Here is a 26,479-nt window from a genome sequence, read left to right on the forward strand (position 1 = left end):
TAGCCATCCTGATTCAGGCCCTCGTCGTCGTCACCATCGCCTTGGCGCGCTGGAACAGCTCCGCTCTGCCGGCAGTCTCTCGGGGACGAGGAATCGTTGGACAGCCGCTCGTCGAGGGGGCGTGGGCGATTGCGGCTGTTCCAGCGTGCCTCCCGTCGGGACGCCGTCGCGGCCGTGGGGAAGGCCGCTGATGTTGTCCTGCCTGAGACTGCTTCGCCCGTGCTGTGGGCGACCGCATGGCTCAGGCTTAGAACGGCCTCGACATCTATTTCAAACTCGGGTTCGATTAATGAGAGTTCGGAAAGGTATCAGAAGCGGTCGCATACCCGTGTACGCATCCCGCTACTGCGGTTGGGACGGCATCGTTAGACAGCGCACCGTGACGGACGGCGGGTGCCGAGGCGGCTTGGACGTGAGGGGTGGAGGGGGACCGGTGAGTGACCGCAGTTCCATCGAGTGGACCGAGGCGACCTGGAATCCGACGACGGGCTGCGACCGGGTGTCGGCCGGATGCGACAACTGCTACGCGCTCACGCTCGCCAAGCGGCTGAAGGCGATGGGGTCGGCGAAGTATCAGAATGACGGGGATCCCCGTACCTCTGGTCCGGGTTTCGGGCTGACCCTGCATCCGCAGGCGCTGCGGGTGCCGCTGGGCTGGCGCACCCCGCGCACGGTGTTCGTGAACTCCATGAGTGATCTCTTCCACGCCCGGGTCCCCCTGGAATATGTGCAGCGCGTGTTCGATGTGATGGCGTCGACGCCGCAGCACACTTACCAGGTCCTGACCAAGCGGGCGCGGCGGCTACGACAGGTCGCGGACCGGCTGCAGTGGCCGGAAAATCTGTGGATGGGCGTGTCGGTGGAGAGCGCGAAGGAACTGCCGCGCGTGGACGATCTCCGGCTGGTTCCGGCGTCGGTGCGGTTCCTGTCGTGTGAGCCCCTGCTCGGCCCGCTCACGGGTTTGGATCTGGACGGCATCGACTGGGCGATCGTCGGCGGTGAGTCCGGCCCGGGAGCCCGGCCGATGGACCTGGCCTGGGCCGGCGACATCGTCGAGCAGTGCAAGCGGTCCGGGACGGCGCCGTTCGTCAAGCAACTCGGCTCGTGCTGGAACAAGACCCATCACAAGGACATCGCACGCTTCCCCACCGACCTGCGGGTACGGGAATATCCGCAAGCCCGGGACCGCGCCCCGGCCTGAACAGCGGGACGTCAGGCGGCAGCAGGCAGGCTCACCTGGCTCTTGCTGGTGAGCTTGCCCGACGACAGGATCACCACCGAGCCGTCCTGACGCATCTGCCGCACCGCCTTCAAAGCGTGCGTGGGCATCCAGCGGGAGGTCTCCGTCAGCAGCCACTGCCCGACCGCCTCCACCGCGGCGGGACCCGACGCGAGCCGTTGCGCCACCAGCTCCAGCAGCTCCGGGTCGCACGTCTCGAACGCCTGGAAGAGGTCGAGCTGCCCGACAGGTTGGGCGCCGCGGGTGCGGGGATCCTGGAAGCTTTCGCCGTCGCGGTCGTCGACCTTCCACATCGCTTCCTTCATCGCCTTCAGGCCCGCATCGCTGCCGGTGCCGAACACCAGATACAGGGGCTGTCCGGTGCGCGGCACCAGCCGGAACTGCAGCTGGTAGGCGAAGCCTGCTCGCCGCAGCGCGCTGCGGTAGGTACCCAGCCACGCCCGCCATCGTTCATCAGGCCGGGCCTCGTCCGCGGCTGGCGCCCAGTGCTGACGGCCGCCGAAAACCGTGTCGAGGACATCGGCGTTGAGCTCTTCCCTGCGGCTGAACCAGTTGGGCCCGAAGGTGGTGATGACTTCGCTGGACCGGTTGCGGGCGATCCTTCGCGTCACCTCCAGCGGCACGTTCACGCTGCCCCAGCTGTCGAAGATCCCGAGAATGGGATGGCCCCACGCACCCAGCTCGGTCAGTACCGCAATGCTGTCCCGACCCGCCTCCCCACGCCGGACCTCCACCCGCACCGGAAGTTCCGACAGGTTGCCGAACTGGCCGGTCAGTTCGGACACAAGGTGTTCGTGGCGGGCCCGGTCCTTCTCGATGAAGACCAGGTGCACCCGCTGAGGAGTGAGGTTCATCCGATCAACAGCGGTGTGGTTCAGCAGCCGGTCCAGGATGAACACTGGGGAACCGGGCTCTCCGCCCTCGTATCGGCCAGGTCCGGCGAACGCGTCCAGCAGTGTCACCCGGGGCCGGCGGTATCCGGTGCGCTGCGACGTCTGCAGCAGGATTGGCCACCATGCATCGAGATATCGCTGGTAGAGGCGATGCTTGGCTGCCGTAGCAGGCTCCAGCGGCCACAGAACACCCATGCCGGCCCCCTCGGTCAACAGAATGTGCACCGATTGTCCGCTGAGCAACCGTCAGGCACCAGAGCGCCTTTCCGTCCGAAAGGCGGGCCAGTTCCTCAAGGCTGGATCGGCACGGCGACGATGCCGTCTCATTGAGGCGCCGCCGGCGCAGGGCAGCCGGTGGGGGCTCGGGCTCAGGACACAGCCGGTCCCAGGTCGAGGTTGTTCTCCTCCGCACGCAGGTAGGGGGAACGGCGCTGGAACGCCTCGTAGCGGCCCTGCATGTACCGGCTGGCTTCCTCAGGGGACGGCTCCACGGCAGGTCCTGGGGGCCAGGGCATGCTGCTCAGGTCACGCAGAGCCAAAGCGAGGGCGTCTCGTGGATGCACGGGTGAGTTTGCTGCCTGCTGCTGGGCCAGTGAGCAATGGTGCAGCAACGCTGGCTCCAAGCGGTGGAGTTGCAGGGGGTCGAAGATGGCCAGATCGCGGTTCGTGGTGTACGGGGGCGCCAGCCGGAAGCCGATGTGCCCGGCATAGCTGAGCAGAGGCAGGGAGTGCGCGGCGTCGTCGGGCAAGGCACCGAGGACCTTGCTCCAGTTCTGCGCGAGCAGCCACTGCTCGAGAGCCCGTGCCGCGTCCGCGGGACTGTTGCCGGGCGCGGTGGCCATCACGTGGCGGACCACGCTCCAGTACTCCTCCTCGGCGTCCAGGCGAGCCTGTTCGAGGTTGGCGAGGAAGTCGGGGAGCACCTCGGCCGGCAGTGCGATGCAGGCGAGCTGTCCGGTGTCCCGCCCTGCTCGCAATGTCAGGTTGCCGTGGGAGGAGCCGATCTCGAGAAGGTCGACGACGAGGGTCCTGCGCCCCGCAGCGCCGGTACGTGAACGGGACGGGGGCCTGCGGCGCTTGCTCATGCGGCCGTTCCCTCCACCTCGATGCCGCCCGCGGGCCGGGCGGGACGCCGCACCGTGATCGGGCTATAGACGAGAGCCCTTGGAGCCACAGAACGCGGGGAGGCGGGCGTGACCTCGAACTGGGCGGAGAGAAGGGCGAGAAGTTCGCCGGCGGCACTGCGAGCGGCCGAAAGGAGCGCGGCGGCCAGCTCCCGGTCGTAGTCCTCGATCGACTCGTTCCAGGCACACTCCCGCAGTCGCTCCGCGTCGTCCTCCTGGTGGGTCCATCGCAGCTCCACCATCACGCCGAACCGGCCGCCGTTGCGCACAAGGGTGCGCCAGGCCAACGCCGGCCGTGTGCGGATCAGCTCCTGCACGTCGCGGAACAGTGCGGTGGCGTCGATCAGGCGGGCCACGGACTGGGCATCCAAATGGCCTGCGACGGCTTGGGTGATGATGCCAAGGTCCAGCCCTTCGTCGTGGGCTTTCACAACGAGCGCCTCAAAGCTGCGGTGAGCTTCATACACGCCGAGCCGCGCAGAATGCAGACGGCGGGTGAGTGCCTCCAGCCGTAGGGCTTCGCGAGCCTCGGCGATGTCGTCCGGGGACGCCTGGCGGATGGCGGAGGGGCCCACCGAGGTCTGGTCACAGACCTGGGCGCAGGCACGGACCTGCACATCCGGCTGATCGGTGGGGGCCTGAAGGACGGATGTGAGGTTCTCCCGCAGGACTCTCTGCGCGAGGTCGTCGACGCCGTCACACATTCCTTCGTCAGCGAGGTACACGCCGGGCGGGTCGGCTTCCTCCTCAAACTGCTTGTAGTGCTGCCACTCGGCGGCGCCGGGTGACTTGGTTTCGATCCAGCACTGGTAAAGGATGACGAGCTGTCCTTCCTGGGAAGAGGGAGTTGACCTGTAGGCACCGCTGCTGGTGGATGCAGAAGCGGCGCGCGTAGGGCCGAGGGCCCAAGGAGCCGCACGTGAGACGGAAACCGAACCGTGCGGCCACCGGTGGGATGGCATGGCACCCGCCCGTCGGCGAGCCCTCGTGCAGTACAACGAGCAGATGAAAGGACGGGATGCGCGTCAGACCTGCAGAATCGGATCGCCGTCGAAGCAGCCTGCCAGCTGCTTGCCGAGGAGTCCGTCGGTGATGGCCTCGATGCCCATCTCGATGACCTTCGGGGTGACCTGGCAGACGAGGTAGGACAGTGGCTTCATGCTTCGCTGCCCGGGTGGCGTGACTCGCCCTGCGCTCGCGGGTGAACGGTCGGGGCAGCGGCAGCAGGAGGTGGCGATGGCAAAGCGGAGAGCGGCGGGCCGGCGACATCGTGCAGAGCTTGTAGGAGTTGCGCGAGAACGGCGGCGGCTGCCTGCCGGCGTGCGGGCTGCGTGGACCACACCGCGGGGAGCACAACGCCCGCGAACACGAAGAACACTAGGGCCAGCACCAGAGCCGGGACAGGGGCGGTGAGCCAGGACATGCGCACTCCTCAAATGGGATGGGGGTTGTGTCGCATCGACCGTGACGGACGGCAGACCCGGCCCGGGGTTTCGCTGAAAAGTCCCAAAGCAGATGGCAGTTGGTGCAGATCACTCCCTACGCTGCCAGAGATCACACTGAATCAGCGTGAACGGCGGGGGTGGGTACGTGAGGGTGGGGGAGACCTCGGGACCGGTAGCGGTCTTCTGCAAGCTGCTGGGACGCCTGGTGAGCGAGTGCGGCATACAGCAAAGCGACTTGGCCCGCGCCGTGAACCGCAGCCCCGCCGCCATCTCCATGCTGCTTAACGGGCACCGCTCCACCCTGCCCCCCTGGGACGATGTCGCCCGCATCGTGGAGTACTGCCACCAACGCGCCACCACCCCACCGTCCGGGCTCACCCCCGACCTGGCCTACTGGCGCCACCGCCACCATGAGGCGGAAACCGACGCCAGCCAGGCGCCACCGCTACCACGCGCCGCCAAACCGCCCGCCTCGCCACACGCCGAGACCATCCCCGACGACTTCCTGAGCGCCGTGAACGTCCTCATCGGAGAAAGGAAGGGCTTCGACCGGCTGGCCGCAGAACTGCTGGAGCCACTGAAGCTGTACGGCGCCATCATCACCGACCTGAACGCCGTGCTGGAAGGATTCGCCGAACGGGTACGAGCCAGCTGCGCCACCACCCGCACCGCCCTGCTGCGCGCGGCCGATCTAGTCATCCTGGTCACGGCGTTCTGCGAGGCCCTGGGCACCTCAGGCATCTACTACACGACAGAACTCGGGCACGAGCAGGGCGACCTCACCGCCGACGTGGTGGCCGAACTGGAGCGCGTCACCCTGGGATCGCAGCGAGTCAGGCATTCCGCCGACCTGCGCGCGGAAATCGCCGCCGCCTACGCCTACGCGGCCGACACCGTCTGCGACGAAAGCGGCGTAGACGGCCAACGGCCGGACAAGCTCGCACACCGCGCCTGGCGCCGCTACCAAGCCCTGCTGGCCCAAGCGACATGGGAATGCCCCGAACTGCGCCTGACCTCCGAAACGGAAGACCCGCCAGAAGCCATCAACCCGCCCGAGACCGTGACACCGGCCACCTCACCCAGCCGGGGCCTTGCCGGACTGTCCCGGCTACTGGAGACCTTCGCCCAGGACGACAGCGCCCCCGCCCCAGCGCACCAGCAGCAACTCCGTGCGCCCCTTGCCCAGGTCGAGGAGTCGGGCCCGCGCATCCCCGACCTGGAAGCCGGCTACATCAACCCCGCCTTCCGTGTAGCCGGCCGCTCAGGCGACCGCGCCCTGGCCCGTGACGACTGGTGGGAAGCCCAGCCGCTGTGGGACGACCTGGAAGATTTCCTCGCAGCCCATCTGCTCACCGAGGACGCCACTCGTGCGCCACTGCTGATCCTGGGCCACCCCGGATCCGGTAAATCGCTGCTGACCAAACTGATCGCCGCCCGGCTGCCTGCGGCGGAATTCCTCTGCCAGCGCATCGAACTGCGCCACCTGCCCGCCGACCTGGCGATCCAGGAACAGCTCGAGGAAGCCCTGCTGCGCTCCACCGGCCGCCGCATCCCCTGGCCCGACGTCACCGCCCCTGACGCCGACCTCGTCAGAGTCGTCCTCCTGGACGGCTTCGACGAACTGCTCCAAGCCGCGGCCGACCACATGGATCCCACCCGCCACTTCACCTACCTGCAAAGCATCCAGCAGTTCCAGCAACGCGAGGCCGACCACGCACGCCCCACCATCGTGATCGTCACCAGCCGCACCGTGGTCGCCGACCAGGCCCTGACTCCTCATCTCAGCACCGTCATCCGCCTGGAACCCTTCGATGCAGACCGCATCCGGGGCTGGCTCCACGTCTGGAACACCACCAATCGCCGCTACTTCTCAGCCCACGCCCTGCAGCCTCTGACGTGGGATGTGGTGTGCCGCCACGAAGAACTCGCCGGCCAGCCGCTGCTGCTGCTCATGCTCGCCCTCTACGACGCCTCCGACAACGCCCTGCATCACCTGCACGGCGAGGACATCCATCGCCTGAACCTGTACGAGCGGCTCCTGACCGAGTTCGTCCGTCGCCAGGTCACCAAACACAACGCCCTGCCTTCCGACACGGAAGCCGCCGCCGTCGCACACGAACTGAAGCGCCTGTCCGTCATCGCGATCGGCATGTTCAACCGTCACCGCCAAGGCATCACCGCCACCGATGCCGAACAAGATCTTGCAGCCCTGCTCGACGCTGCGGCCTCCGACGCCACGCCACTGCTGTTCGGCCGCTTCTTCTTCATCCACGAAGCCCAGGCAATCGTCATCGGCCACGAACGCAGAGCCTACGAATTCCTGCACGCCACCTTCGGCGAATACCTACTGACCCGCCTCGTCACCGGCGAACTGCGCGATCTACTGGCCACCACCAGCCTGGACGGCGACCGCCCCGTCGACGACGGCCGCCTGTACGCGCTGCTCTCCCACGTCCCGCTCACCGACCGGGCCGAAGTCGTACGCAACACCAGCGAGCAACTCACCCGCCTCACCCAGGCCGAGCGCGAGCACCTGACCACGCTACTGACCAACCTCTTCAACCAGGCATCCAGCGACACTCACCACCGCACCCACGTGCCCTACCGCCCCGCCCCCACACACCGCACCCAGCAAGACGCCGTCTACAGCGCAAACCTGCTTCTGCTGGCCGTCATGGTCCACTCCACGCTCCGCGCCTCCACCGTTGTGGGCACCCGCAACACGGCCGACCGGTGGCGCCGTCACACCCTGCTGTGGCGCTCGCAGTTCAGCGACGGGTCCTGGGACGCCTTCACCCGCACTTTGACCGTCAAGCCCTTCACCGATCCTGCCACCGGCCACAGGGACCTGCACGTGGGGCTGGCCACGCACCGGTCTGAACACGAACTCGCCTGGGCCGTTCACCTTGCCACGCGAGACGACACCACAGCGGAGACCTTCCACTATCGCGACGGCGCCGCCCCGGCCACCCTGTACCGGCCGGCGGTCTTCACCTACGACCTTGGCGCACAGCACGTACTGCACGCCGTGACACCGGTCCTGCACTGGATGCCCACTGCCTTGGAGACCTACCACGGAGTGGACCGCACACGCAGTCTCTCCCTCGCCCACGCATTGATCTCCTTGCTATACCGGCCCGCCACCGATCCATGGCCGCCCGGCACCCCCTACGCCGAACTCCTCCTGATGCTGCGGAGCCTTTCCGGCGACCAGCGCCTGCTGGCCGCGGACATCCTGGGACGCCACCTGCTCCACGCCGCCGCCGACCTGCCCGCGACCACCGTCATCGACATCCTCGACCAGCTGACCACCACCCAGTTCACCAGCGCTGGCGGCCTGTCCGCCCGCACCTGGTTGGTCCTCGCCCAATGCGTCAACGACCTCGCCGGACGTCCAGACATCCCGCACGACCAGTTGAGTCGGATCACACGCCGCTTCGGCCCCGACGCACCCGCCCTCGATACCGGCGGCGACCCACGGACCAGACTCCTGTGCCTGCTCACCGAAGCCCAGACCAGCACCATGTGGCACGCCACCGACCAACAACCGGGCCAGGCCGCACTCACCGAAGGCATCACCCTGCTGGAACGCATCCCCCACCCCAGGCCAGCCCAAGCCGTGGTCGACCTGCTCCGCCTGGCCCGCGACCTCGGCGCCGACGACTGGCTCGCCGAACACACCGAACCCTTGCTGAAGACACTCACCCGTGACGGACGGCAACGCCTGCGCCCCACCGATGTCGACTGGCTGCAGACCATCGTGCGCGACGAGACCCTCCTCGCCGAACTGAACCTCGTCACCCGCCGCTGGCGGCAGCAGTGACGGGCCGGCACAAGTGCACGTGTCCGTTGCCGTCCCGGCTCCCGGCGCCTCGCCAGCGGAACGCCAAGTTGACGGCATGCCGACACCGTCCGGGTCTGGGTATCGCCAGACGACTGCCCGTACGCAAGGCCGCGGGACAGTGCGCAGGCGCTGTCGTTGGCCCGGCCGGGGGCGGCACGGCGGCCAGCCCGGAGACGCCCACTGGGACTCGTCAGCCACGCCCGGGTGGGGTGGGGCGGCCGAACAGGTCCGCGAAGGAGAACGAACCAGCGGAGTTGCCGGAAGGCCCGGTGGCCGTCCCACCGGCCTGCGGCTCCCCAACGATCTCGGTGATCACGGCATCCCAGCAGGAGCGGCACAAACAACCATCTTCCTGCTGGTGCCCCCCACCTGCACGATCCGCGGCTGCCCGTACGCGCTCGGCCAGCGCCTCAAATTTCGCCTGCCACGCGGCTGCCGACGCCTGCAGCTCCGCGCTGCGACGACGAGCATCGCTGGCCTCGCTCTCGGCACGCTGTTTGGCACGGATCATCGGCCAGTTCGGTCCTCCGCCGTACGACATGGCTGTCCTCTCCGTCCTACGTCTGTGACACCTGTATGCCTGTAACGACGCGCTGGCCTGGAGCGGTACACCATCGTGCTGCAGACAGGGGACACCGAGTCCGGTGAATGAGAGTGCGCACCGGTCTGACACGGCCCGCGGTGGACTATCCAGGCGGGAAGCTATGCGAGACGACGTCAGCTGGCCATTCCGGAAGGATGGCAGCGGCGAGCCTTGCGGCCCGATCCACACGGGCAGGGCGCGTTCTTGGCCACGCTGCGCCCGGGCCCCTGAGGCGGAGGTGGGCCGGGGCGGCGGACCATGCCCTGCCCGCGGGCCCGCCAGCGCTGCAGCGGCGCGGGCAACTGGCTGGCCCGCTCGAGCACCCAGGGGCCGACTGCACTAAATGCCTCGTCGCCGGAGCCGCTGGAGAATTCACGGATTTCCTCCTCGGTACCCTTCAGCATCAGCCCGGCCACCGTGGGATAGTGCTTGCCGCGGAACGGGCCAAATCCCTGGACCTCGAAGATGTCCTTGGCGAAGGCGGCCCCCGCCACCAGCGCCGCGCCTGCCACCTCGCCTTCCTCGTCCAGCCGGTTGAACAGCCGGATGAGCACGCCTTCCGGATCGCTGACCGGCAGATCCTTCTCCCGCGCCAGGACATCGGCGAACCGGCCGCGGATCTCGTTCGGGGTGCGGTAGGAGAACTCGTCCCTCTGACCGCGGTGTTCGAAGTGCAGGGTGTAGACGCCGGGCTGCAGCTGCGACTCAAACGCGGTCACCGCGCTGGTGGACTCAAAGCCCGCGAACCGCACTACGGGTTCGCGCACCGTTCCCTTGCGCATCTCGTCTCCCAGACGCGAGTGAGGAGAGAACAGGTAGGGGCACACTTGCGCCGCGTACAGTGCGCACACCTCATGCACCGGCGCCTCACCGCTGATGACAGAGGACGGCAACGGCCCGTCCTGGAATACCATCTGCCAGCGCAGCTCGTCCGCGAAGGGCATGCCGCACACCGCGCACCAGTCGAACGTGGCCAGCGCCAGCTTCCGCCGCTCGCTGATGCCGCCGAAGTTCACCTCCTTCGGGCTGCGGTCCACCGTCGCAATCACTGGATAGCCGCGGCGGTCGACCTCGAGATGCCTCATCCTGCGGGGCAGCTCAATCGTCCCCTGCGGTGCGTGCCTCACTTCATCCCCCTCACACTCGGCCTGATCCACGCTCAGGCCTACGAACAAGAAGTCATCATGCATGGCAAACCGCCAGACGTCTCACAAAGAGGTGAAATGCGAGCCCTGCACCTCTCCGGGGCCACCCGTGCCTGCGCCTGGCGAGCCGTGGCCCACGAGCAGCCGCCGGGTCGGCACGCAGGACGGCAGCGGACAGCGCCTGCTGCCCCGCTGCGCGGCCCCATGTGTAGCTACCGGCTGCAGTAGACGGTGAAGTCGCCTGCGCTGGTGTCCCGCACGAACTTCTCCGCGCCCGCGAGCAGGAGGAGCTGCTCGTCGGTGGCTTTGCGGGCCTGGAGACCGGGCTGGGCGATGATCGTGTGGAAGCGCGGCCGCAGCAGGCGGGCCTGGTCACGGATGGCGAACAGCTCCTTGGGCCCGCCGACTTCGTAGGGCGAGACGCCGCCGGTGCGCCGGGCGTACTGGACGGCCCGGCCGTGGAGATGATCCAGCAAGGGCAGGGCGTTGTGGCGCCGCCACTTGGCGCCGCGCATGGCCTGGCCGCACACCTCGTACAGATCCTTCAGCCGTGTACCGGGAGCGGGCTTGGAGGAGTACTTGCAGTGCACGAGCGTCACATCCAGGTAGCGGCCTTCGACTCTGAGGCCGACGAGGTCGGCTGCCTCGCCCGAGCCGTCGTCGTCGAGTAGGACGTCGAAGGAGCCGGTGGCTTGCAGGTGGGCCGACATGTAGTACTGGATGGAGTCGGTCCGGCGCACCGGCTTCTGCGACTCCTTACTGAGGTCCACGCCTCGCCAATCCAGCGGCGTGAGCAGAGCCGGGTCGTAGGGGCGGCGGGTGTAGCGCGGGGCGATGAGTTTGCCCTCGTCGTCGATGAGGCGGTCGCCCTCCAGGAACAGGTCGGGCCTGTGCGCGTTGAGCCATTCCTCCAGCGGCTGCGGCTCGGCCGTGGGACCGCTGCGGACGATGACAGCGTCCTGCTCCCGCGGCCGGTAGACCAGCCCTTTGGCGTCGTAGTCGGCCTGGTAGGCCACCCGCCAGGCGGGAGTGGTCAGGGAGAAAAGGAACGGACCGGTGGGGGCGTAGTCGTCTACCTCGAACTCCACGTCGGTGAGGGCATAACGGACGTTGTCGTAGGTGAGGGTGTAACGGTCACGGGAGCCGAGGTAGACCTGCCAGGGCCACTCCACTCCGAGCAGCGCGTACGGCGGCCGTGCGGTGATGTCCTCGGGGATGATGAATCCGTCGACGACCTGCTCCAGGTTGATGGTGCTGTCCAGCAGCTTGGTGCCCTGCTCGTCGCACCAATCGGTCCAGGCCTTCAGGCTGGGCGCGGTGGTGGGGGACCAGAACCGGCCCGAGTGCGCGGCGCTGATCGAGACGCTGTCACCGTCGTCGAAACCGGACGCGGCGATGTGGGTCTGGCTCTTGTGCTCCTGGGCGGTGGTGAAGCCCTGCGAGACGTCACTGCCGACGTGGAGGGAGAACCGCGTGAAGTAGTCGCGGGCGTCTTTGAGGCCCACGTTGGTGGGCACCAGCCGGTCCAGGCGGGCCAGCACCCGGAAGGTGCGCTTGCCGTTGATCAGTTCGCAGTCCTCGCCCAGCACCGCCTCGGCCAGGTCTTTGTAGGTGCTCGACTTCTCCGAGCCGTGGATGTACAGCAGCCGCCGGGCGGTGTCGAAGTAGAGCACGATCAGCTCGTAGACGACCTGCTCCAGTTCCCGTGGTGCGCCCCAGCGCACGGGGGTGCGGCGTTCGATGACGTACCAGGCGACGGGGGAGTCCTCGCCGCCCAGGGCCATGGCGTCGTCCAGGACGCGCTCGTTGTCCTTGGACAAGGTGAGGGCGGCCTCGGGCCTCCACTCGGCGGTGGCGGCGCGGTAGGCGACCGCGCTCATTTTCGGCTCCAGCACGCTGACCGCCACGTCCTCGGGCGCGCCGGTGAAGGTGGTGTCGAAGGCGCTGGTCTCCTCCGCGGCCAGGGTGGCGCGGTCGGTCAGGTCGCGCAGCAGATGGTTCCAGTCGGCGTCCTCGCGCAGCAGGCGGCGCAGCGGTGAGGCGCCGGCGCCCGGTTCTTGCGCGACGAACACGGTGGCCTCGCCCAGGCCGTGAGCGGCCCGTGTGAACCGGCCGATGAACTGAATCATTGGGCTCAGGCTCTTGCGGGCCGCGTGCATGGCCGCGATCTTCAGGGCGGGCTCGTCGAATCCCTCGCCGAGCATGTCGACGCAGATGATGATGCGGCACTCGCGCGTTCGCAGCGCCGTCACGGCCGCCTTGCGGCGCGTGACGCCCACCTTCTGGTGGACCACGGTGGGATTGAATTCAGGCGCCAACTCCCGGTAAAGCGCACCGAGTTCTTCCGCCTTCGGGATGCTTTCGGCGCGCGCCATCAGCACGTGGTCGTGTCCGGCTTCCCGGTCGGCGCGCAACTGGCCCACGGCCAGTTCGGCCAGCTCCCGGTCGACGTCATCGGTGCCGAACACCGCCCGGTAGTTGATGCGTCTGAAGTACTCCAGCCGCTGGGCCTCCCGCAGCGGGAAACGGAACACGGTACGGCCAGGCAGGCGGCGCCCGTCCTCCCTGAACGGGGTGGCGGTGAACAGCAGCACCGGACGGTCGGAGAAGTCATCGATCACCCGCGCCCAGGTGTCCGCGGGGAGTGGTGCGCCTCGTCCACGACCAGATGGGAGAACGACGACAGCAGTGCCATCCGCACATTTCCCACGCTCTTGTTCAGGATCTGCGGGGTGGCGACGACGACGTTGCATGCCCGAACGAACCGGGCCGCCCCGTGCGGGTCCTTGAACCCGTGCTCGAGCCGGCCCACCCGCGGACGCAAGGCGGCGGGCGTGACGATCTCCTCCCGCTGCAGGATGCCCAGCGTCTCGAACTTCCCCGCGATCTGGTCCCGCAAAGCGGCGCTGGGCACCAGCACCAGCAGCCGTTGCATCCGCGCGGCCACCAGCAGCGCCAGCATGGTCTCGGTCTTGCCGGTGCCGGTGGGCATGACCACGATGCCCGGATCGGCAAGCCCCGAGGCCCAGTGGCCCATCACCGCGTGCAGGGCACCGATCTGCGGGCGGCGCAGGCTGCGCGGCTCGTCGTACGGACGAAAGCCGATGGCCTCCCGATACGACTCGACCACCGCCTCCGGCGAGTGCGCCGTCCGGCTGCCCTGCCAGCGCACATCCCGGCCGGAGCGGCTGGGCAGCACGGCCGTCAGCCCGTCGGCCGCTTCCACCGCCGTGCGCTCCGCGGGCCAGCTGCCGTAGACGTTTGAAACACGCAGTAGCCCGTCCTCGTCCGTGACATCCAACGCGCTGCCAGGGACCAGGAGTTGGCGGACCTTGTTGCGCTCGAATCTCTCTTCAGTCCACACGGGCTGCGTGTTCACGTTCATACGAGGGGCTCTCCGTTGCAGATCTGGATACTGGCCCGTGGTGGCTGGGCAGGCGAAGCAAGGCGGATGCGGGGGCCACGGGAGCGGCTCCCGCAGCGGGACGGTGCTCGCGGTTCAGCGGCGGTGACCGCGCTCGGCAGAGCGTCGGGGGACGTTGAGGAAGTCCTCGAACCAGTTGTCCGGGTGCAGGGCGGGCGGGGAGGAGGAGGCTCCCGCGTCGTCCGCTTCATCGGAGCTGTACTTGCTGTCGTACAGCCACAGCACGTCGTGGTCCTGGAAGAAGAAGTCCGAGCAGGCGTCAAAGTCGTAGTCGTCACGGTGTTTGGGCAGCGCCGCATGCGCGCTGTCGTCGGCTTCCAGGTGGGCGGGCGCATCGCCGAGAGCTAGGTGCAAGACCATCTCCTCGGCCGCACAGGAGGGCCGCGGCCAGGTACCGCGCCGGAGGTCGCCTGCCAGATCGTCGCAGGCCCGGGCCAGGTTGCGCCGCCACTGCATGTTCTGGCGCCACGTCACTTGGGGCAGACGGGAGAAGAAGCCCCACGCACCGTCATCGTCCTGGGTGACGGGACGCTCACCCAACTCGGCGGCGTCGTCGTAGGCCGCCTCAGCAAGCTCGTCCAGCGCGCTGAAGAGCAGATCGGCCGTGCGAGGCGTGAACGTCCAGTGGCACTTCTGGCAGTCCTCCTCCTCGCAGTCGCATGCCGCGGGCAGGGCGAAGAGCGAGGCGAAGTCCGGCTGCTCCTCGAGCACAGCCGCAGTGGCACCGGGGTTTCGCGGGGAAGCCCCATAGGGGTTGGCGGCCTGCTCAAGCCGCCAGCCAGTACCGAAGTTGATACGGACGGGTTCGGTCGACCAGTCGGCGACCTCGTCTCCGCGTGCGGGCAGCAGCAGTTGGCCTTCCTGGGCATCGGTCAGCCAGTCCATGCCGGGCAGCTCTCCCGTGGTCTCCGCAGCGAACATGACCGCGCCCACGAGGTCGTGCGGATCGTCCTCGCCCAGTTCCTCATCCGGCAACGGCTCCCAGCCGCCGGCCGTCGCGGCAGCGAGCACCTTGGCCTGGTCGTACACGTGGAACTCACGCAACTGCACCACCCGGACCACTGGGCCCGGCAGGTCGGCCAGCCGGGCGTCCTTGGGTGAGCGGGTAGCCGAGAGGGGAACTTCGGGCTCGTCCTCCGCCGGCTCTTCGAGCGGGTCGTCCACAGGCCATGAGAACAATGCGGTGGCGGTAGTGGGCCACACGCCGGCCCGAGCGTGCTCCAAGGCCTGGCGGAAGGATGCTGCCGGGGCGTCCGGCAGCGCCGTGGCGATCTTGTGCGCCGTGATCTCCTGCCGCTCGGTGAGGGCCCCGTCGAGGGCGGCGGACGACAGCAACCGGGCCGCGTGCTGGGCCGCGTGGGCATCCCGGCAGGTGAACACGGCCTGCACGCACACGGGCCCGTTCGCGTGGGCCAGCAGGACAAGGACGCGGCTTTTGCTGCTGGCGTGCTCGCAGAAGAACGTGCGGGGCACGGCCGAAACCGGTGGGGCTGTCACAGGAGCACTCCAACGACCGCGGCCGGCCACGGGCCAACCGCATACGACAGGGAAAGCTGCTGGTAGGCGCGGTACAGCCGCATCTCCGGACAGCACAAGAATCGGCAAGTGACTGGTGCTGTCGATACGATCGACAACCCGGGTCCGTGAAGACCATAGCCGGTCGGCGTGTCTGTGTAAGGCGTTTCAGCATCATTGTCCCCGTCAGGCCAGCACAGGAGCCCGCAGGGTGCCCGCGTCACACGCGCTTCGGATGGGCGCAGGTCTTTCATCCTGGGTCGTCTCCGCGGTGGCTGTCAGACCTGCCCGCTACCCTCCCCAGACATGACTGCATCCCGCCGTCCAGCACGCGAACTGCCCGGCGACCCCAGCCGGTTGCGCCTGGTCTACACCCATGACCATCCCATCGAGCCCTGCGATTTCGAGGACACCCTGGAGCAGTGGCACGTCTCGGTGCGCCTCTTCCACACCGAGGACGAGGAATGCCCCCAGGGGTGCAGCGAGGCCTGCGAGCAGGCCATCGAGGAGGGCACGGAGATCGGCCACCTGCTTCTGTGCCGGCTGCGTGACTACACCGCGGACAACCGGTGGGAGGCCGCCGACGCGGAGTCGGGCGATCTTGAATCCATCGCCTCCACCGTCCTCGACCCTCGGACTGGGCAGTACACCGACGCCTTCGACGAGGCCATCGAATGCCCGGTCGGGGACCTGCTGATCCTCGACCGGGTCTTCCTGGACAAGCCGTGGCGCGGCTTCGGGCTCGGTCCCGTCCTTGCGGCAGAGGCGATCCGGCGCCTGTCCGGCGGCTGCTGCGCGGTAGCCGCCGAACCCGGCATGGCCGAGTGGCCCGACAACCGCGAGGAGGTGTCCGAGTCCTACCGGCAACAAGCCCGCCGCAAGATCGCCGCACTGTGGGAGAGCATCGGATTCACCCCCTTCCAGAACGGCATCTACCTGCTGGATCCCGCCCTTCGGCAGCCGGGCGAACTGCTGACCCAGAAGCGGAATGAACTACTCCAGCTTGCACGGGCCTACCGTTCACAAGCTGCCGCACTCACGATCCTTCCCGAGCCCGAGCCCGAGCCCGAGCCGGCACCCGCGGCAGCGCGCGCGGGTCGTGCGGTGAACCGGCAACTGCAGGCGCGGGAAGACTGGTTGGCGACCATCGGGAGTGTGCGCGCCCAGGACACCCTGATCTATCTGCGGGGCCGCTGTCAGCAAGCCGGGTGGGATAGCCGCGACAAGCGAACAGCGCTGGCCCTGGCCGCCGAAGTGACGAGCGAAACGGATCTGCGAGAACTGGGTGCGCAGATCCAAGACGTCCACTTCGGACTGCACAAGGCCTTTGCCGACGCGATCACGTTCTCCGCTGACTCTTTCGACGTCGGCCCCTTCCGCGCAGATCCCAGCCAGCTGGGTCCGCTGGCCGGAGTGTGGGTGTACGGATCGAACCTGCACGGCCGGTATGTGGGCCGCTCCCATGGAGTGGGCGATGCCTGCCAGCACGCGAGGTCTCTGGGCCCGCACCTGGAGCGGATCTCCCTCTCCCAGCTGCTGGAGCTGGAGGAATTCTGGCGGTGGAACGGGCCCAGGTGTTCGTTCTGCAGCGGCTGGTCGGGACAGCGACTGACCGAAGAGCAGTACGCCCACTACCTGAGCGCCACGGTGACATCGCGACCGGCCGCCCCCTGAGTGCCCGCCCGGTAGGGGCGGGGCGAAAGCCGAAGGGGCGGCGCGGGCGAGGACCGGCCCCGCCTGTGATCGGTTCTGGGAGCCGAGCAACGTGTGGACCCGCCTCGGCAGGTAGGCCACAGCCAGCGTTCAGCCAGAATGCCGTGTGCGTCGGCTGCGGCCCGCGAGAACTGCGGGAAGACACGGTTTGCCAGCCTCTGGACGTCTTCGTGTCCGGTCTCCCAGTTGGCTGTCCATGTGAAGCCATGAGCCGCCAGCTGCGATGCCGAGCTGCCCCAGGAGTGTGCAGCGTGCGACGCGCTGGCGGACCTTGAGCGGGGCTGGCGGCGGACACCACGGCACGGGTCCTGGCCGATCTCGCGACACACCGTGCCTTCAGCGGCAACACCAGCTGCGGCAGGCCGCCTGGCGCGCATCGGGCAGCGCACCCACCGTGGACGTGCCCGACCTCCGCGGCTGGTCCGGTCCGACCGTGCCGACGATGAGGGTCGCGTCCGCCAACCTGGTCCACGACGGTGTCTTGGCGGCGCCCGAGGGCCGGTCGGCCGCCGAGTACGTCACCGACATCCAGCGCCTGCTGGCCCCCGACTACGACTCCCGCGCCGCGCGTCGGCTGGTGGATGAGCCTGCCGACGGACGCGAAGACTCGCTCGGCCGACCCTACTGACCCTGCCGGTCAAGCTGCCTCAACCTCCAGCTGGGCGGGGATGTAGCGGTTGCTGCGATCCAAGCGGATCTCACGCACCCCGGTCAGCGAACGGGCCAGGGGATCGTTGACCGCGGCGATGATCTGCATCGGCGTACCGTCCGCATCCGCATCCGCGTCCGCATCCGCGTCGGCAGCCGCGTCGGCCAGCTGCTCCATGAGCCGCTCGGCCATCTGCCCGTCCAGCCCCTGTCCACCCAGACCGCTCAGCGGCGAGTCGACCATGAAGAACAGCGGGAGCAGCACCGTCGGCACCGCACGCGCCACATCGCGCAGGGCCAGCATGGCGCACAGGTTGGCCAGGGTCTGCGGTCCGCCGGCCACCGCCTGGTCGTCGAAGGCCAGCCCGTCTACATGGGGCAAGAACGTATCCGGATCGATGTGGGCATGGCGCACATCGGGGTTGACCGCCCTGAGTCGGGTGAGGAAGTGGCGTGACCACTGCTCCACCAGCTGCTTGAGCTCGGTGGCGAGCTTCTTCTCCGCCTCTTTCCACACCTCGTGCGCCTGATTCTTCTCCTCCAGCAGCCGGTCGCGTTCGGCTTCCAGAGCTGCCAGTACCCCGACCTCCTTGATGCGTTCCTGGAGTTGTTCCAGGCGCCCGGCGAGGTGCGCGGCCTCCTTCTCGTGGGTCAGGGCGGCAGCCCGGCACGGGTCCAGGGTCGAACGCGTGAAGTCACCGATCGCCTGCTCGGCCGCCCGCACCGTGTCCCGCGCGGCGTCTTCCGTCTCCTGCGCCCGGGCCAGCTCGCCTTCCAACCGCGCGCAGGCCTGCCGTGCCGAGGCGAGTGCCTTTTCCGCCTCCGCGAGAAGGGCTGACCGGTCCGCCAGCCGCTGCGCATACAGCGGATCCTGCTGTTTGCACACCCGGCAGTGGCCCTCGGGCAGACCGTCGACCTGTAGTACCTGAATGCAGTGCGGGCAGTGCTGGGGCACGGACGCCTGCTGCCGCAGCCCCTCCAGGCGGCCTTCCAGACGGCCCTCATCGCGCTGGGCCTGTCGCAGCCGCTCCTCCACCGAGCCGGTGTGGCGCCGCGCCGACTGCTGCCCTGCCCTCGCCTGCTCGCGCTGCTTGTCCAGCTCGGTCACATGCCGCTGATGCCTGCTCAGCTCCGATTGAGCGTGCTGCGCCCGCTCGGCCGCGGCCGCGTGCTCCTGTTTCCACAGCTGCTCGGTCGCCTCCAAGTCCATAGGGCCGGGCAGCCCGGCCCCCCGGCGCGCCGCGAGCATCGCCGCGGCCGAGGCCTTCGCCTGTGCGTGGGCCGCCTTGGCCTCCTGGAACCGCTGCTGGAGGGCGTCGATGTGCTCGTCGTGCAGGCCCAGCAGCACCCGCCCCGTCAACCGGCGGACCGCGTCGCTTCCTCCGCCCAGGTAGGCGGTGGCAATGGTGGACTGCCGCAGCGCCATCCACCGCTCCACCTCGGCCAGCCCGACCCGGCCCACGCCGCTGCCCAGGAGCGGGATCCCCAACAGCTCCATGACGAACTCGCTGGCGCTCTGCTCGCCGCCGCGCCCGCGAGTAACCGGCCGGCGCACCTCGCCGAGCGTCGGGTCGCTGAGATTCTCGAAGCACACATAGCCGCCGCGGTGCACAGCCGGCCGCGTCGCCTGCCACCGTGTGTCGCCGACCCAAAAGACCAGACGGACCTGGGTGCACGACCGCACCGCATGCATGATCTTCCCGCTGTTCAGCCCCAGCGGATACAGCAGCGACTCAAAACCCGTCGACTTCCCGGACCCGGAACACCCCACGAGCAAGGTCACCACGCCGGTGAAAACCTGACCCACCCAGGAGTCCTGAACCCGGAATTCGTGCCGCTCGATTCTGAAAGACCGCCGACGCACCGCGCATACTCCCTCCGCCCCGGCCCGCATGGCCGAATGCCCTGGCACCAACGAACGGCCCGCGCCGCATGTGACGGGTGCCGCCGCATCTCATCCGCACGGATGATCAGCGGACCTGCGTCCTCGGGCGTGGCCTTCCGGCCCGGGCACCGCGCGGTCGCCTCCGGCGGAGCAGACCGCCGCCACGACACCGCTGCCGACGCACGGCCCCGACGCGCCCGCGGTGACAAGGCATCCCACCGGTGGTGATGAAGGGGGTTCCCTGGAGCGTCAACCCATGATTACAGCGGAGAGTTGACGCGACGTCACCCCACGCAGACGCCCCGGACGGCCGGCGCAAGCGGATCCTGCCCAGGGAGTGCGTCATATGCCTGCCCACCGGATCGCGTAAATGCTCGACCATCACACGAAATAGCGAGCATCCACAGCTCTTCGTCTCATCGGTCGTTGCCCTGGGGGAGAGACAACACCAGTCACACGGGCCGGTGATCTCCGTGACGAAGCAGGGGGCATCCATGGGACGTACGAAGAAGAACAAGCCACGCCACAAGCTGCGCGGACTGCACGACGCTAGCCAGCGCCGCAGCGCCAGGACCCGCGCGGCGCAGATCGCCTGGACGCCGCTGGAGCAGGCGTGCGGCTGCGTGGTCGACTGGGGATGGAGCAGCCAGACCGCCGACCCGATGACGTTCACGCACTGGTACACCAGCTGCCTGACCGCGCCCTGCCCCTGGCACAGCACTCCCGTGGCCGGGGCATCCGGCGCCGATCTCCCAGACGAACTCGTCGTCCAGCCGCGCGGCACCAGCGTGCTGCTGCACGCGCGCAAGGCTGCGACGGACCGCCACGAACTCGGTGCCGAACTCGCCTCCCGTCTTGCCCACGTCCTAGAGGTAGCAGACCAGGGAGATGAAGCGCTCCTGGACGACGCGCCGACCGGCTTCCGTAACTGGCTGATCGTCAACACCACCGATCCCGGCCAGGCCTGGCTCGACCACGAGCTGTGCGAGATCATCCTCAACCAGGGCCGCTCTGCCCTGCCGTGGGAGCTGCTCGAGCACCTGCCCGAACAGCTCCTTTCTTCTTCCCCCGAGAGCCCCCAGCCGGAGAGTGCGGCCTGCAACATCTGCTTCCTCTCCGCCGCCAACGGCGGCATCCTGTGCGCCTGCGGACACGACTGGACGTGTCACCCCGGCGAGGTAGGGCGGGGCGAGCCGTGCTCGCACTGTCCCTGTACCAACATGGACCACGCCTGGGCCATCGCACACGCTCGCAAAGGACCGGCTCAGTGAACGCCCTTCCCCGGCCCGCCTCATGTCCGCCGGCACCCGACCCCGACGCATCCCGCGCGTTCTCCGTGTGGGAGCTCCTCCACGAAGCCCTGCACGCGCCTGTCCACCGGTGCAAGGGCGGTACGATGACCTACACCTCCAGCTTGCTGGGCGTCCCCGTGGCCCGCGACAGCCTCCTTGGCCTGGCCGACCTCCTGGCCTCCTCCGGCAGCGACCTGGAAGACAGGTCCCTGCGTCTGGAAAGCCACGGCGACCACGGTCCCGTCCTGGCCGAGATCGCGCAGCGTGCCCGGCGCTTCCGGCTGGGCCACGGCTACTGGTCCCGGGTGTACCAGCTGTGTCGGCAGCCCGGATGCGGCGACGAGGTCTACTGGCATCGAACCCTGTGCGATGCGCATGTGACCGCCGCGGGCGCAGTGGCCGTCAGGGAAGAGACCCGCATGGTCGCCGAGGGCCTGCGCATGGACCGTGACTACGCGGACTACAGCGGCAGCGAGTCCATGCGGCAGCTGATGGAGGCCGCGCTCGCCGTCGGCATCCCGGCAGCAGAGCACGCACGCTACTTCGCCGAGTGGCTCCACCTGCCCGACCCCGACACCGCGGAGGACTGGGACTACGACGAGCACGAGCAGGAGATCCGCCAAGACGAAGTGCGCCTCCTGCGCAGCGTCAGAGCTCAGCCTCAGCAAAAGCCGGCCCCAACAAGCCGCAGTGCCGCCCGGCAGATCGGCCCCATCGACCCCCTGCAACTTCCCGGCTCCCCGGACCACTTGATCCTGGACTTCTCCTGCACCACCGGCGGCCTGCCGTCCTGCGAGCCTGAGGACACCATCCAGTACTGGCACGTGGGCGTGCACCACCGCTTGCCGAAAGGGGCTTCCCAGGCAGAACAGGACCTGGGGCAGGTCGGCCAGCAGCTCCTGGTGAAAACCGGCTGGAGGCAAGACTCCCAACTGTTGGGCACCGACGACGACGCGTTCCGCGCCGGCCTCACCGCGGAGGCCGCCTTCGACGCTGTCGACGACCCGCACAGTCCGATTCACCGGCTGGGCGTCAGAGAGGACGGTGACTTGCTGCTTTTGCTCAACGTGGAGCTGGACTCGGCGTGGCGAGGCTTCGGGCTCGGCGCTTTCCTCACCACCCAGGCCCTGAAGGTCCTCGGCCGGGACTGCCGGGTGGTCGCCACCTGCGTTGACGAGATGGACTCGCCGGTCGGCCGCCTCGTACAGACCGCGGGCTTCCACCTCGTCGGTCCCCACCTGGCAGTGCTCGACCGGTCCCGCGGCCGACAGGATGAGCAGACGGCGAGGCTGTACAGGAGTCATCGCGAACTCCTGGTCTCCCTCTCCAGCCCGAATCGCAGCGCCTTGCCGCCCTCTTGACCGCGCCGCACCGGCTGGGCGCCGCATCTACGGCGCCCGGCCGGCGCTTCCGGTGCAGGAGCGGCCGGCCGACCGGGCAGCTGCTCCTGCACCGGCGGGCCTGCGTCACGTGTCGGCGCGATCCGCTGCTCTGTCACCATGGCCGCAGCGGATCGTCGTCGAAGCAGCCCACCAGCTGGTTGTCCAACAGTTCCTCTGTGATGGCCTCGATGCCGGTCTCGATAGCTTCCTGCGCGCTCTGACAGACGAGATAGGACAGCGGCTTCATGTAACCACCGGTTCGACGGTGCAGATGGGCTGCGAGTTTGAGCAGGTCGCCTGGACGGTGGTGGTGCAGGCGCAAGTCCTGGTCGAGGGCCTTGACGACCTGGTGGAACAGGTCGTAGTCGTCGGCGCTGTAAGGGATCGGGTTGACCGCCAGGGTGGGGATGCCGCCTGCGCCGCCGTCGGGCGGTTCAGGCCGCTTGCCGCGCCGGGTCTCGTTGACGATCTCGCGGGAGCCGGGCCCGCAGTAGACGAAGGAGACGTTGCACTCGGCGGCGATGTACCCGAAGTAGTCGAAGGCCGTCTTCAGTTCGGAGTTGTCCAGCCGGTCGATGCCATCGACGAGGACCAGGCGGGTGCCGCGGGTCTTCATGACGTGGCAGACGGGGCCGGTCATGTCGGTGCTGCGCTGGCTGGTTTCGGGATCTTTGGTGTGCTTGTGGCCCAGGAACTCGGCGAACGGGATCGACATGTCCAGTTTGCTGCCTGGGGCCAGGGGGGTGTTGATGTGGATGACCGGGATCCGTTTGGGATCGGCAGGCAGCCGGTCACGGATGATGCCCTCGTAGGCTCGGCCGATCTGCCGCAGCACCGTGGTCATCCCGGTCTCGCCCGGCCCGTCGACGGCCAGGTGCAGCGGACCCTCACTGCGGGGGCCGCCCACCAGCCACAGCCGCCGCGCGATGGCGACAGCCTTCTTCAGCGCCGGAGTCTGCACGGTGCGCATCGTGGCGTGGTAGCGAAGGCGCGGATCGTCGGGTCCGACGGGGTCTTCTGATTGCGGGCAGGCTGCCAGGTCGGGCGGATCAATGACGCGGTCGAGCTGGGCCTGCCAGCCCAGCCGGGTGGTCGGCGGCAGGAACCGGCTGGTGACGTCAGGGGTTTCAGGGAACGACACGGCAAGCGTCCTTGGGGCAGTCGGCGGTGCCAGGCGCGGGGCATCTGCGCCGGCCACCGCTCACAGACGGGGAAGGAGAGCTAGGACTGTTCGGTGGATGCGGGATCAGAGCTGTGGCTGCAGCCATCGCCCGGCTGGGGCGTGCCCGATTGGCTGCCGGGCAGCGCGAGGCGCACCGCCGGCGCGCACAGCTCGCGCGGGTCGATGTCCATGACGGGCAGGCTGGCGACGCTGTGGTAGGCGGGGGCGGGGATGCCGCGGTAGGGGTCCTGTACCGGCGCCGGCCCGACGTGCATGCCGCGCTCGACGGGGGCCTGCTGCGGCGTCGCGGTGCGGGAGGGGCCGCGGCCGGCGCGCTCCAGCAGGGAGCGCACCAGCCGGGCGATGGCCGGCTCGTCGCGGGTGTGGCCGCCCTTGTCGAGGTGGGCGGCGGTGGCTTGATCCCAGACGTGTTCGCTCCAGGCGTCGCCGATCAGCCGCTGGTAGACGAAGTCGGCTTCCGCCCACTTGTTGTTGCGGTGGTCCTCGAGCCAGACCTTCTCCGGCTGGTGGGGGTGGTAGCGCACCGGCCACCGCTGGCCCTTGCCCGGCCAGCCCGAGCGGCTGTTGCGGTAGCCGCCCAGGGTGCGGCTGTCGTAGGTGCGGTTGTTCAGGCGGATGCCCTTGTCGGTGATCCTCACCCAGGCGGTGGGCAGCAGCCGCAGCCGGTTCTCGGCGCTCAGCCGGAGGGGGACGTAGCCGCTGCTGGCGACGTGGGCGGCGAACACCTGGTTGGGGGTGCGCGGCGGCATGGACGGCAGGAACGGGTTGCGCAGTTCCTCGTGCGGGCGCTGCTGCCAGCCCAGGGCGATCCACTGCTGCAGGAAGTCGTTGAGCTGGTCGATGCGCCACAGCCGCTCACTGGCGGCGTGCTTGCCGCGGTGAGTGAGGTCCTTGCCGGTGTAGCCGGGCAGGAACTGGCTGAAGAGGCTTTTGACCGAGCCGAAGGTCCGCTCGATGATCGCTTTGTGGGTGGGGGAGTTGGTGCAGGCCGGGCGCACGGAGATGCCGAGCTGGGCGCAGGCGTCCATGAAGGCTCGCCCGGCGAACACCTTGCCGTTGTCCATGATGATCATCTCCGGGATGATCACCGGCCGGGCGGCCGCGCCTTCCATCCGCTCGTCGGTCTCGACCAGCTGTGCGTAGGGCAGGTCCGAGCCCTTCGCGGCCGCTTTGAGTGACCAGTGCGGGCGCATCGGCTGCGGGGTGCACATCTCGGCCAGCAGCAACAGGGCATCCACGGCCTTGGTGGCCCGGCCGCCGTGGCGGCGGGAGTTGGGACTGGTCTTGGTGCCGCTGGATTTGGGCCGGATGACTGCGGCCAGGATCGTCCGGCTGACCACGTCGATGGCTGCGGTCAGCTCCACCGAGACGACGCGTCCAGTCTCATCCAGCGCCAGCACGTCCAGCGAGGTGGTGTCGATCTGTACCTGCTCGCCCGGCGTCGTGGCCATGGCCAGCGTGAACGGCGGATCCGGGCGGTGGCTGCCGTCGCCGCGCCGGGCGGCGGCCTGCTTTCCGCAGACGATCCCGAGCCGGTCCAGCAGCCGGTAGAACGTCGCCCGGGACGGCATCAGTTGTTCCGCCCGCTTCTTGAACTTCCGTACGCACGCCCTCCTGAGCAGCTCAAACAGCCGTGACCTGGTCCCGATGGACTTCTTCTCCTGCCGCTTGTGCACCTTCCGCAGCAGCGTGACGACCTGCTCGTCGACGCGGCCGTGCCGGCTTCCACCGCGCACCCGCCGTTTGTCGACCAGCCCCCACACGCCCTGCTCCAGCCAGGCCAGCCGTTTGCGTTCCACCGTGGCCGCCGACACCTGGTGATGCGCCGCGCACAGTTCGGCGGCCTTGGTCGCATACCGGTCGCGCAGAGTGGTGCGCTCGGGGTCGTAGCAGGGACGCGGAGCAGTGCCCGGGGCGGCGAATCCGGGCAGTCCCGTGTGCACTTCCAGTACATGGTCGAGCCAGAAGTCGGCCTCCTGGCGGGCCAGGTCCGGGAGCCCGTCGAGCAGGTCCGCGCCGCCCAGGGGCCGGCGCGCGGGTGCCGACGGCGGGGCGGGGACCTCGTCGTGCGCCGGCGCGTCCGGTCCGTCCAGCACGCGGAAGCCGGGGGAGCGGTGCAGCGCATCCAGCAGTACGACGGCGTCCTCGCCGTCGGCTTGCCGGCTGAGCAGGTGCACGCTGCTGCCCTGCAGCGCCGCCACCAGATACGTCTCGCCGCGCCAGTGCACGGCGCTGCCCACCGCCACGACCTCCGGCCGGTCTGGCGCGTGCACCGCCATCAGCGCACCCCCTGCGGCGACCACACCAGGGAGCGGGCGGGCACGAATGGGGCGCTCCAGTCGATGAGCAGCTCGCGCGTCCAGACCAGGTGCAACGCCCGGGCGACCGTGGCCAGTTCGGGCAGGGCGCTGGCCCTGATCCCGTCGGCGAACGGGCGCGGCCGGGCGAACACCTGGTGCAGCACGCGTGCGGTGTCCGCATCCGCCAACCGCGCATGCCGGTAGCGGGCCAGACGCCGCCGATTCGCGGCCGCGGCCGCGTCATCCGTGCCCGGATGCACCCGCACCTCCCAGCCGGCCTGCTCGTCGGCCGCCTCCAGGAGCCTCGCGGTCTCCTCCCACCCGCCCGCAGGGCACACCAGCAGTCGCGCCCGCCCGTCGGCCAGCCGGGCGAAGAAGTCCGGCACGTAGCCCTCCGTGCTGCCCGCCCAAGACAGCCGCACCGGCCAACCCGCGAACGACACCACCTGCGGATCGAACTCCAGAGACAGCGCCGCCTCCAGGGCACCGAGGCTGGCGCAGCCAGCGTGCCGGGCCTGTCCGGCCGACCGCCACCACGTGGCGATCGCCCGCCGGCCCCGATACCGCGTCGGTCTCCACACCTCGGCCCGTTCCTCTAGCCGCTCCTGACGGACCTGGCTCACGGGTTTCTCCAGCAGCCGCCCAGCGGGGGACAGGAACTGCGCCCACACCACCTCAGCCACGGCAACACCTTCCACGACGGCGAAAGCACGGATATCGCCCGTGTGATCGATCCGGGCGATGCCGATCACCGTGGCCGTCCGTTGCGTGCGGGGAAAGTGATCCGGGTCGAACACCCTCGAACGAGCGAGCGTGCGCTGCCGCCTGCGCGCCGGTCGATCACACGGTCGAACGACCCGTTG

General features: G+C 68.9%; 19 protein-coding genes. 6 read left to right on the forward strand and 13 right to left on the reverse strand.

Annotation, left to right across the window (positions count from 1 at the left end; translation table 11 throughout):
• Nucleotides 1–433: 433 nt before the first annotated feature.
• Complete coding sequence (locus CRP49_RS35840; protein WP_097257050.1) at nt 434–1,201, forward strand: DUF5131 family protein; 768 nt, start codon at nt 434–436, stop codon at nt 1,199–1,201.
• Between the two features lie 11 nt (nt 1,202–1,212).
• On the opposite strand, the gene CRP49_RS35845 is transcribed toward CRP49_RS35840, so the two are convergent.
• From CRP49_RS35845 to CRP49_RS48375, 4 genes are all read right to left on the reverse strand, one after another.
• Nucleotides 1,213–2,328, reverse strand: a complete 1,116-nt coding sequence (locus tag CRP49_RS35845; RefSeq protein ID WP_097257051.1) for a three-Cys-motif partner protein TcmP — start codon at nt 2,326–2,328, stop codon at nt 1,213–1,215.
• A 173-nt stretch (nt 2,329–2,501) separates the two neighbouring features.
• Nucleotides 2,502–3,218 carry a hypothetical protein gene (locus CRP49_RS35850; protein WP_097257052.1) on the reverse strand — a complete coding sequence of 239 codons (717 nt, stop codon included), beginning with the start codon at nt 3,216–3,218 and terminating at the stop codon, nt 2,502–2,504.
• Nucleotides 3,215–3,982 carry a hypothetical protein gene (locus CRP49_RS35855; protein WP_097257053.1) on the reverse strand — a complete coding sequence of 256 codons (768 nt, stop codon included), beginning with the start codon at nt 3,980–3,982 and terminating at the stop codon, nt 3,215–3,217. The genes CRP49_RS35850 and CRP49_RS35855 overlap by 4 nt, the downstream gene beginning before the upstream one ends.
• A gap of 300 nt (nt 3,983–4,282) precedes the next feature.
• The gene (locus tag CRP49_RS48375; protein ID WP_257033625.1) at nt 4,283–4,417 is read right to left on the reverse strand and encodes a hypothetical protein; all 135 of its coding nucleotides are present in this window, start codon (nt 4,415–4,417) and stop codon (nt 4,283–4,285) included.
• Nucleotides 4,418–4,937: 520 nt separating this feature from the next.
• On the opposite strand from CRP49_RS48375, the gene CRP49_RS35865 reads away from it, so the two are divergent.
• Nucleotides 4,938–8,525, forward strand: a complete 3,588-nt coding sequence (locus tag CRP49_RS35865) for an NACHT domain-containing NTPase (protein WP_143670059.1) — start codon at nt 4,938–4,940, stop codon at nt 8,523–8,525.
• Between the two features lie 211 nt (nt 8,526–8,736).
• On the opposite strand, the gene CRP49_RS46590 is transcribed toward CRP49_RS35865, so the two are convergent.
• From CRP49_RS46590 to CRP49_RS35885, 5 genes are all read right to left on the reverse strand, one after another.
• On the reverse strand, nt 8,737–9,087 hold the full coding sequence (locus CRP49_RS46590; protein WP_143670060.1) for a hypothetical protein: 351 nt from the start codon (nt 9,085–9,087) through the stop codon (nt 8,737–8,739).
• Between the two features lie 176 nt (nt 9,088–9,263).
• Entirely contained in the window at nt 9,264–10,319 is a 1,056-nt protein-coding gene (locus CRP49_RS35870; RefSeq protein ID WP_097257056.1) for a YecA family protein, read from the reverse strand.
• A 167-nt stretch (nt 10,320–10,486) separates the two neighbouring features.
• The gene (locus CRP49_RS35875; RefSeq protein ID WP_097257057.1) at nt 10,487–12,895 is read right to left on the reverse strand and encodes a DEAD/DEAH box helicase; all 2,409 of its coding nucleotides are present in this window, start codon (nt 12,893–12,895) and stop codon (nt 10,487–10,489) included.
• A complete protein-coding gene (locus tag CRP49_RS35880) occupies nt 12,892–13,659 on the reverse strand; it encodes a DEAD/DEAH box helicase family protein (RefSeq protein ID WP_097257058.1) in 768 nt (255 codons plus the stop codon). The genes CRP49_RS35875 and CRP49_RS35880 overlap by 4 nt, the downstream gene beginning before the upstream one ends.
• Before the next feature lie 114 nt (nt 13,660–13,773).
• Nucleotides 13,774–15,171, reverse strand: coding sequence for a hypothetical protein (locus tag CRP49_RS35885; protein ID WP_097257059.1), 1,398 nt, complete (start codon nt 15,169–15,171; stop codon nt 13,774–13,776).
• A 348-nt stretch (nt 15,172–15,519) separates the two neighbouring features.
• Between CRP49_RS35885 and CRP49_RS35890 the strand changes: the two genes are divergently transcribed.
• Both CRP49_RS35890 and CRP49_RS35895 read left to right on the forward strand, forming a co-directional pair.
• On the forward strand, nt 15,520–16,887 hold the full coding sequence (locus CRP49_RS35890; protein ID WP_143670061.1) for a hypothetical protein: 1,368 nt from the start codon (nt 15,520–15,522) through the stop codon (nt 16,885–16,887).
• Between the two features lie 481 nt (nt 16,888–17,368).
• Nucleotides 17,369–17,554, forward strand: coding sequence for a hypothetical protein (locus CRP49_RS35895; protein WP_143670062.1), 186 nt, complete (start codon nt 17,369–17,371; stop codon nt 17,552–17,554).
• A 9-nt stretch (nt 17,555–17,563) separates the two neighbouring features.
• Here CRP49_RS35895 and CRP49_RS35900 read toward each other — a convergent pair whose 3' ends face one another.
• A complete protein-coding gene (locus CRP49_RS35900; RefSeq protein WP_097257062.1) occupies nt 17,564–19,438 on the reverse strand; it encodes a hypothetical protein in 1,875 nt (624 codons plus the stop codon).
• 515 nt (nt 19,439–19,953) lie between these two features.
• Here CRP49_RS35900 and CRP49_RS35905 point away from each other — a divergent pair.
• Together CRP49_RS35905 and CRP49_RS35910 are read left to right on the forward strand one after the other, a co-directional pair.
• Nucleotides 19,954–20,730, forward strand: a complete 777-nt coding sequence (locus CRP49_RS35905) for a hypothetical protein (protein ID WP_097257063.1) — start codon at nt 19,954–19,956, stop codon at nt 20,728–20,730.
• Between the two features lie 125 nt (nt 20,731–20,855).
• Nucleotides 20,856–22,112: a hypothetical protein gene (locus tag CRP49_RS35910; protein WP_143670063.1), complete on the forward strand. Its 1,257-nt coding sequence runs from the start codon at nt 20,856–20,858 to the stop codon at nt 22,110–22,112.
• Nucleotides 22,113–22,245: 133 nt separating this feature from the next.
• Here CRP49_RS35910 and CRP49_RS35915 read toward each other — a convergent pair whose 3' ends face one another.
• The 3 genes from CRP49_RS35915 to CRP49_RS35925 are packed head-to-tail and all read right to left on the reverse strand — an operon-like array spanning nt 22,246 to nt 26,299.
• On the reverse strand, nt 22,246–23,331 hold the full coding sequence (locus tag CRP49_RS35915; RefSeq protein WP_143670064.1) for an AAA family ATPase: 1,086 nt from the start codon (nt 23,329–23,331) through the stop codon (nt 22,246–22,248).
• A 23-nt stretch (nt 23,332–23,354) separates the two neighbouring features.
• Complete coding sequence (locus CRP49_RS35920) at nt 23,355–25,595, reverse strand: Mu transposase C-terminal domain-containing protein (RefSeq protein ID WP_218892986.1); 2,241 nt, start codon at nt 25,593–25,595, stop codon at nt 23,355–23,357.
• Nucleotides 25,595–26,299, reverse strand: a complete 705-nt coding sequence (locus CRP49_RS35925) for a TnsA-like heteromeric transposase endonuclease subunit (RefSeq protein ID WP_143670066.1) — start codon at nt 26,297–26,299, stop codon at nt 25,595–25,597. Before CRP49_RS35925 ends, CRP49_RS35920 begins: the two co-directional genes overlap by 1 nt.
• Nucleotides 26,300–26,479: the final 180 nt, after the last annotated feature.

Origin of the sequence: Streptomyces sp. Ag109_G2-15 (assembly GCF_900215565.1) — a bacterium.
GTDB classification, from domain to species: Bacteria; Actinomycetota; Actinomycetes; order Streptomycetales; family Streptomycetaceae; genus Streptomyces; species Streptomyces diastatochromogenes.

Excerpts from the sequence above, each read along its gene's own strand:
- CRP49_RS35845 (WP_097257051.1), bottom strand. The coding sequence starts at position 2,328 with ATGGGTGTTCTGTGGCCGCTGGAGCCTGCTACGGCAGCCAAGCATCGC.
- CRP49_RS35850 (WP_097257052.1), bottom strand. The coding sequence starts at position 3,218 with ATGAGCAAGCGCCGCAGGCCCCCGTCCCGTTCACGTACCGGCGCTGCG.
- CRP49_RS48375 (WP_257033625.1), bottom strand. The coding sequence starts at position 4,417 with ATGAAGCCACTGTCCTACCTCGTCTGCCAGGTCACCCCGAAGGTCATC.
- CRP49_RS46590 (WP_143670060.1), bottom strand. The coding sequence starts at position 9,087 with ATGTCGTACGGCGGAGGACCGAACTGGCCGATGATCCGTGCCAAACAG.
- CRP49_RS35870 (WP_097257056.1), bottom strand. The coding sequence starts at position 10,319 with ATGCATGATGACTTCTTGTTCGTAGGCCTGAGCGTGGATCAGGCCGAG.
- CRP49_RS35880 (WP_097257058.1), bottom strand. The coding sequence starts at position 13,659 with ATGAACGTGAACACGCAGCCCGTGTGGACTGAAGAGAGATTCGAGCGC.
- CRP49_RS35890 (WP_143670061.1), top strand. The coding sequence starts at position 15,520 with ATGACTGCATCCCGCCGTCCAGCACGCGAACTGCCCGGCGACCCCAGC.
- CRP49_RS35895 (WP_143670062.1), top strand. The coding sequence starts at position 17,369 with ATGAGGGTCGCGTCCGCCAACCTGGTCCACGACGGTGTCTTGGCGGCG.
- CRP49_RS35905 (WP_097257063.1), top strand. The coding sequence starts at position 19,954 with ATGGGACGTACGAAGAAGAACAAGCCACGCCACAAGCTGCGCGGACTG.
- CRP49_RS35910 (WP_143670063.1), top strand. The coding sequence starts at position 20,856 with ATGACCTACACCTCCAGCTTGCTGGGCGTCCCCGTGGCCCGCGACAGC.
- CRP49_RS35920 (WP_218892986.1), bottom strand. The coding sequence starts at position 25,595 with ATGGCGGTGCACGCGCCAGACCGGCCGGAGGTCGTGGCGGTGGGCAGC.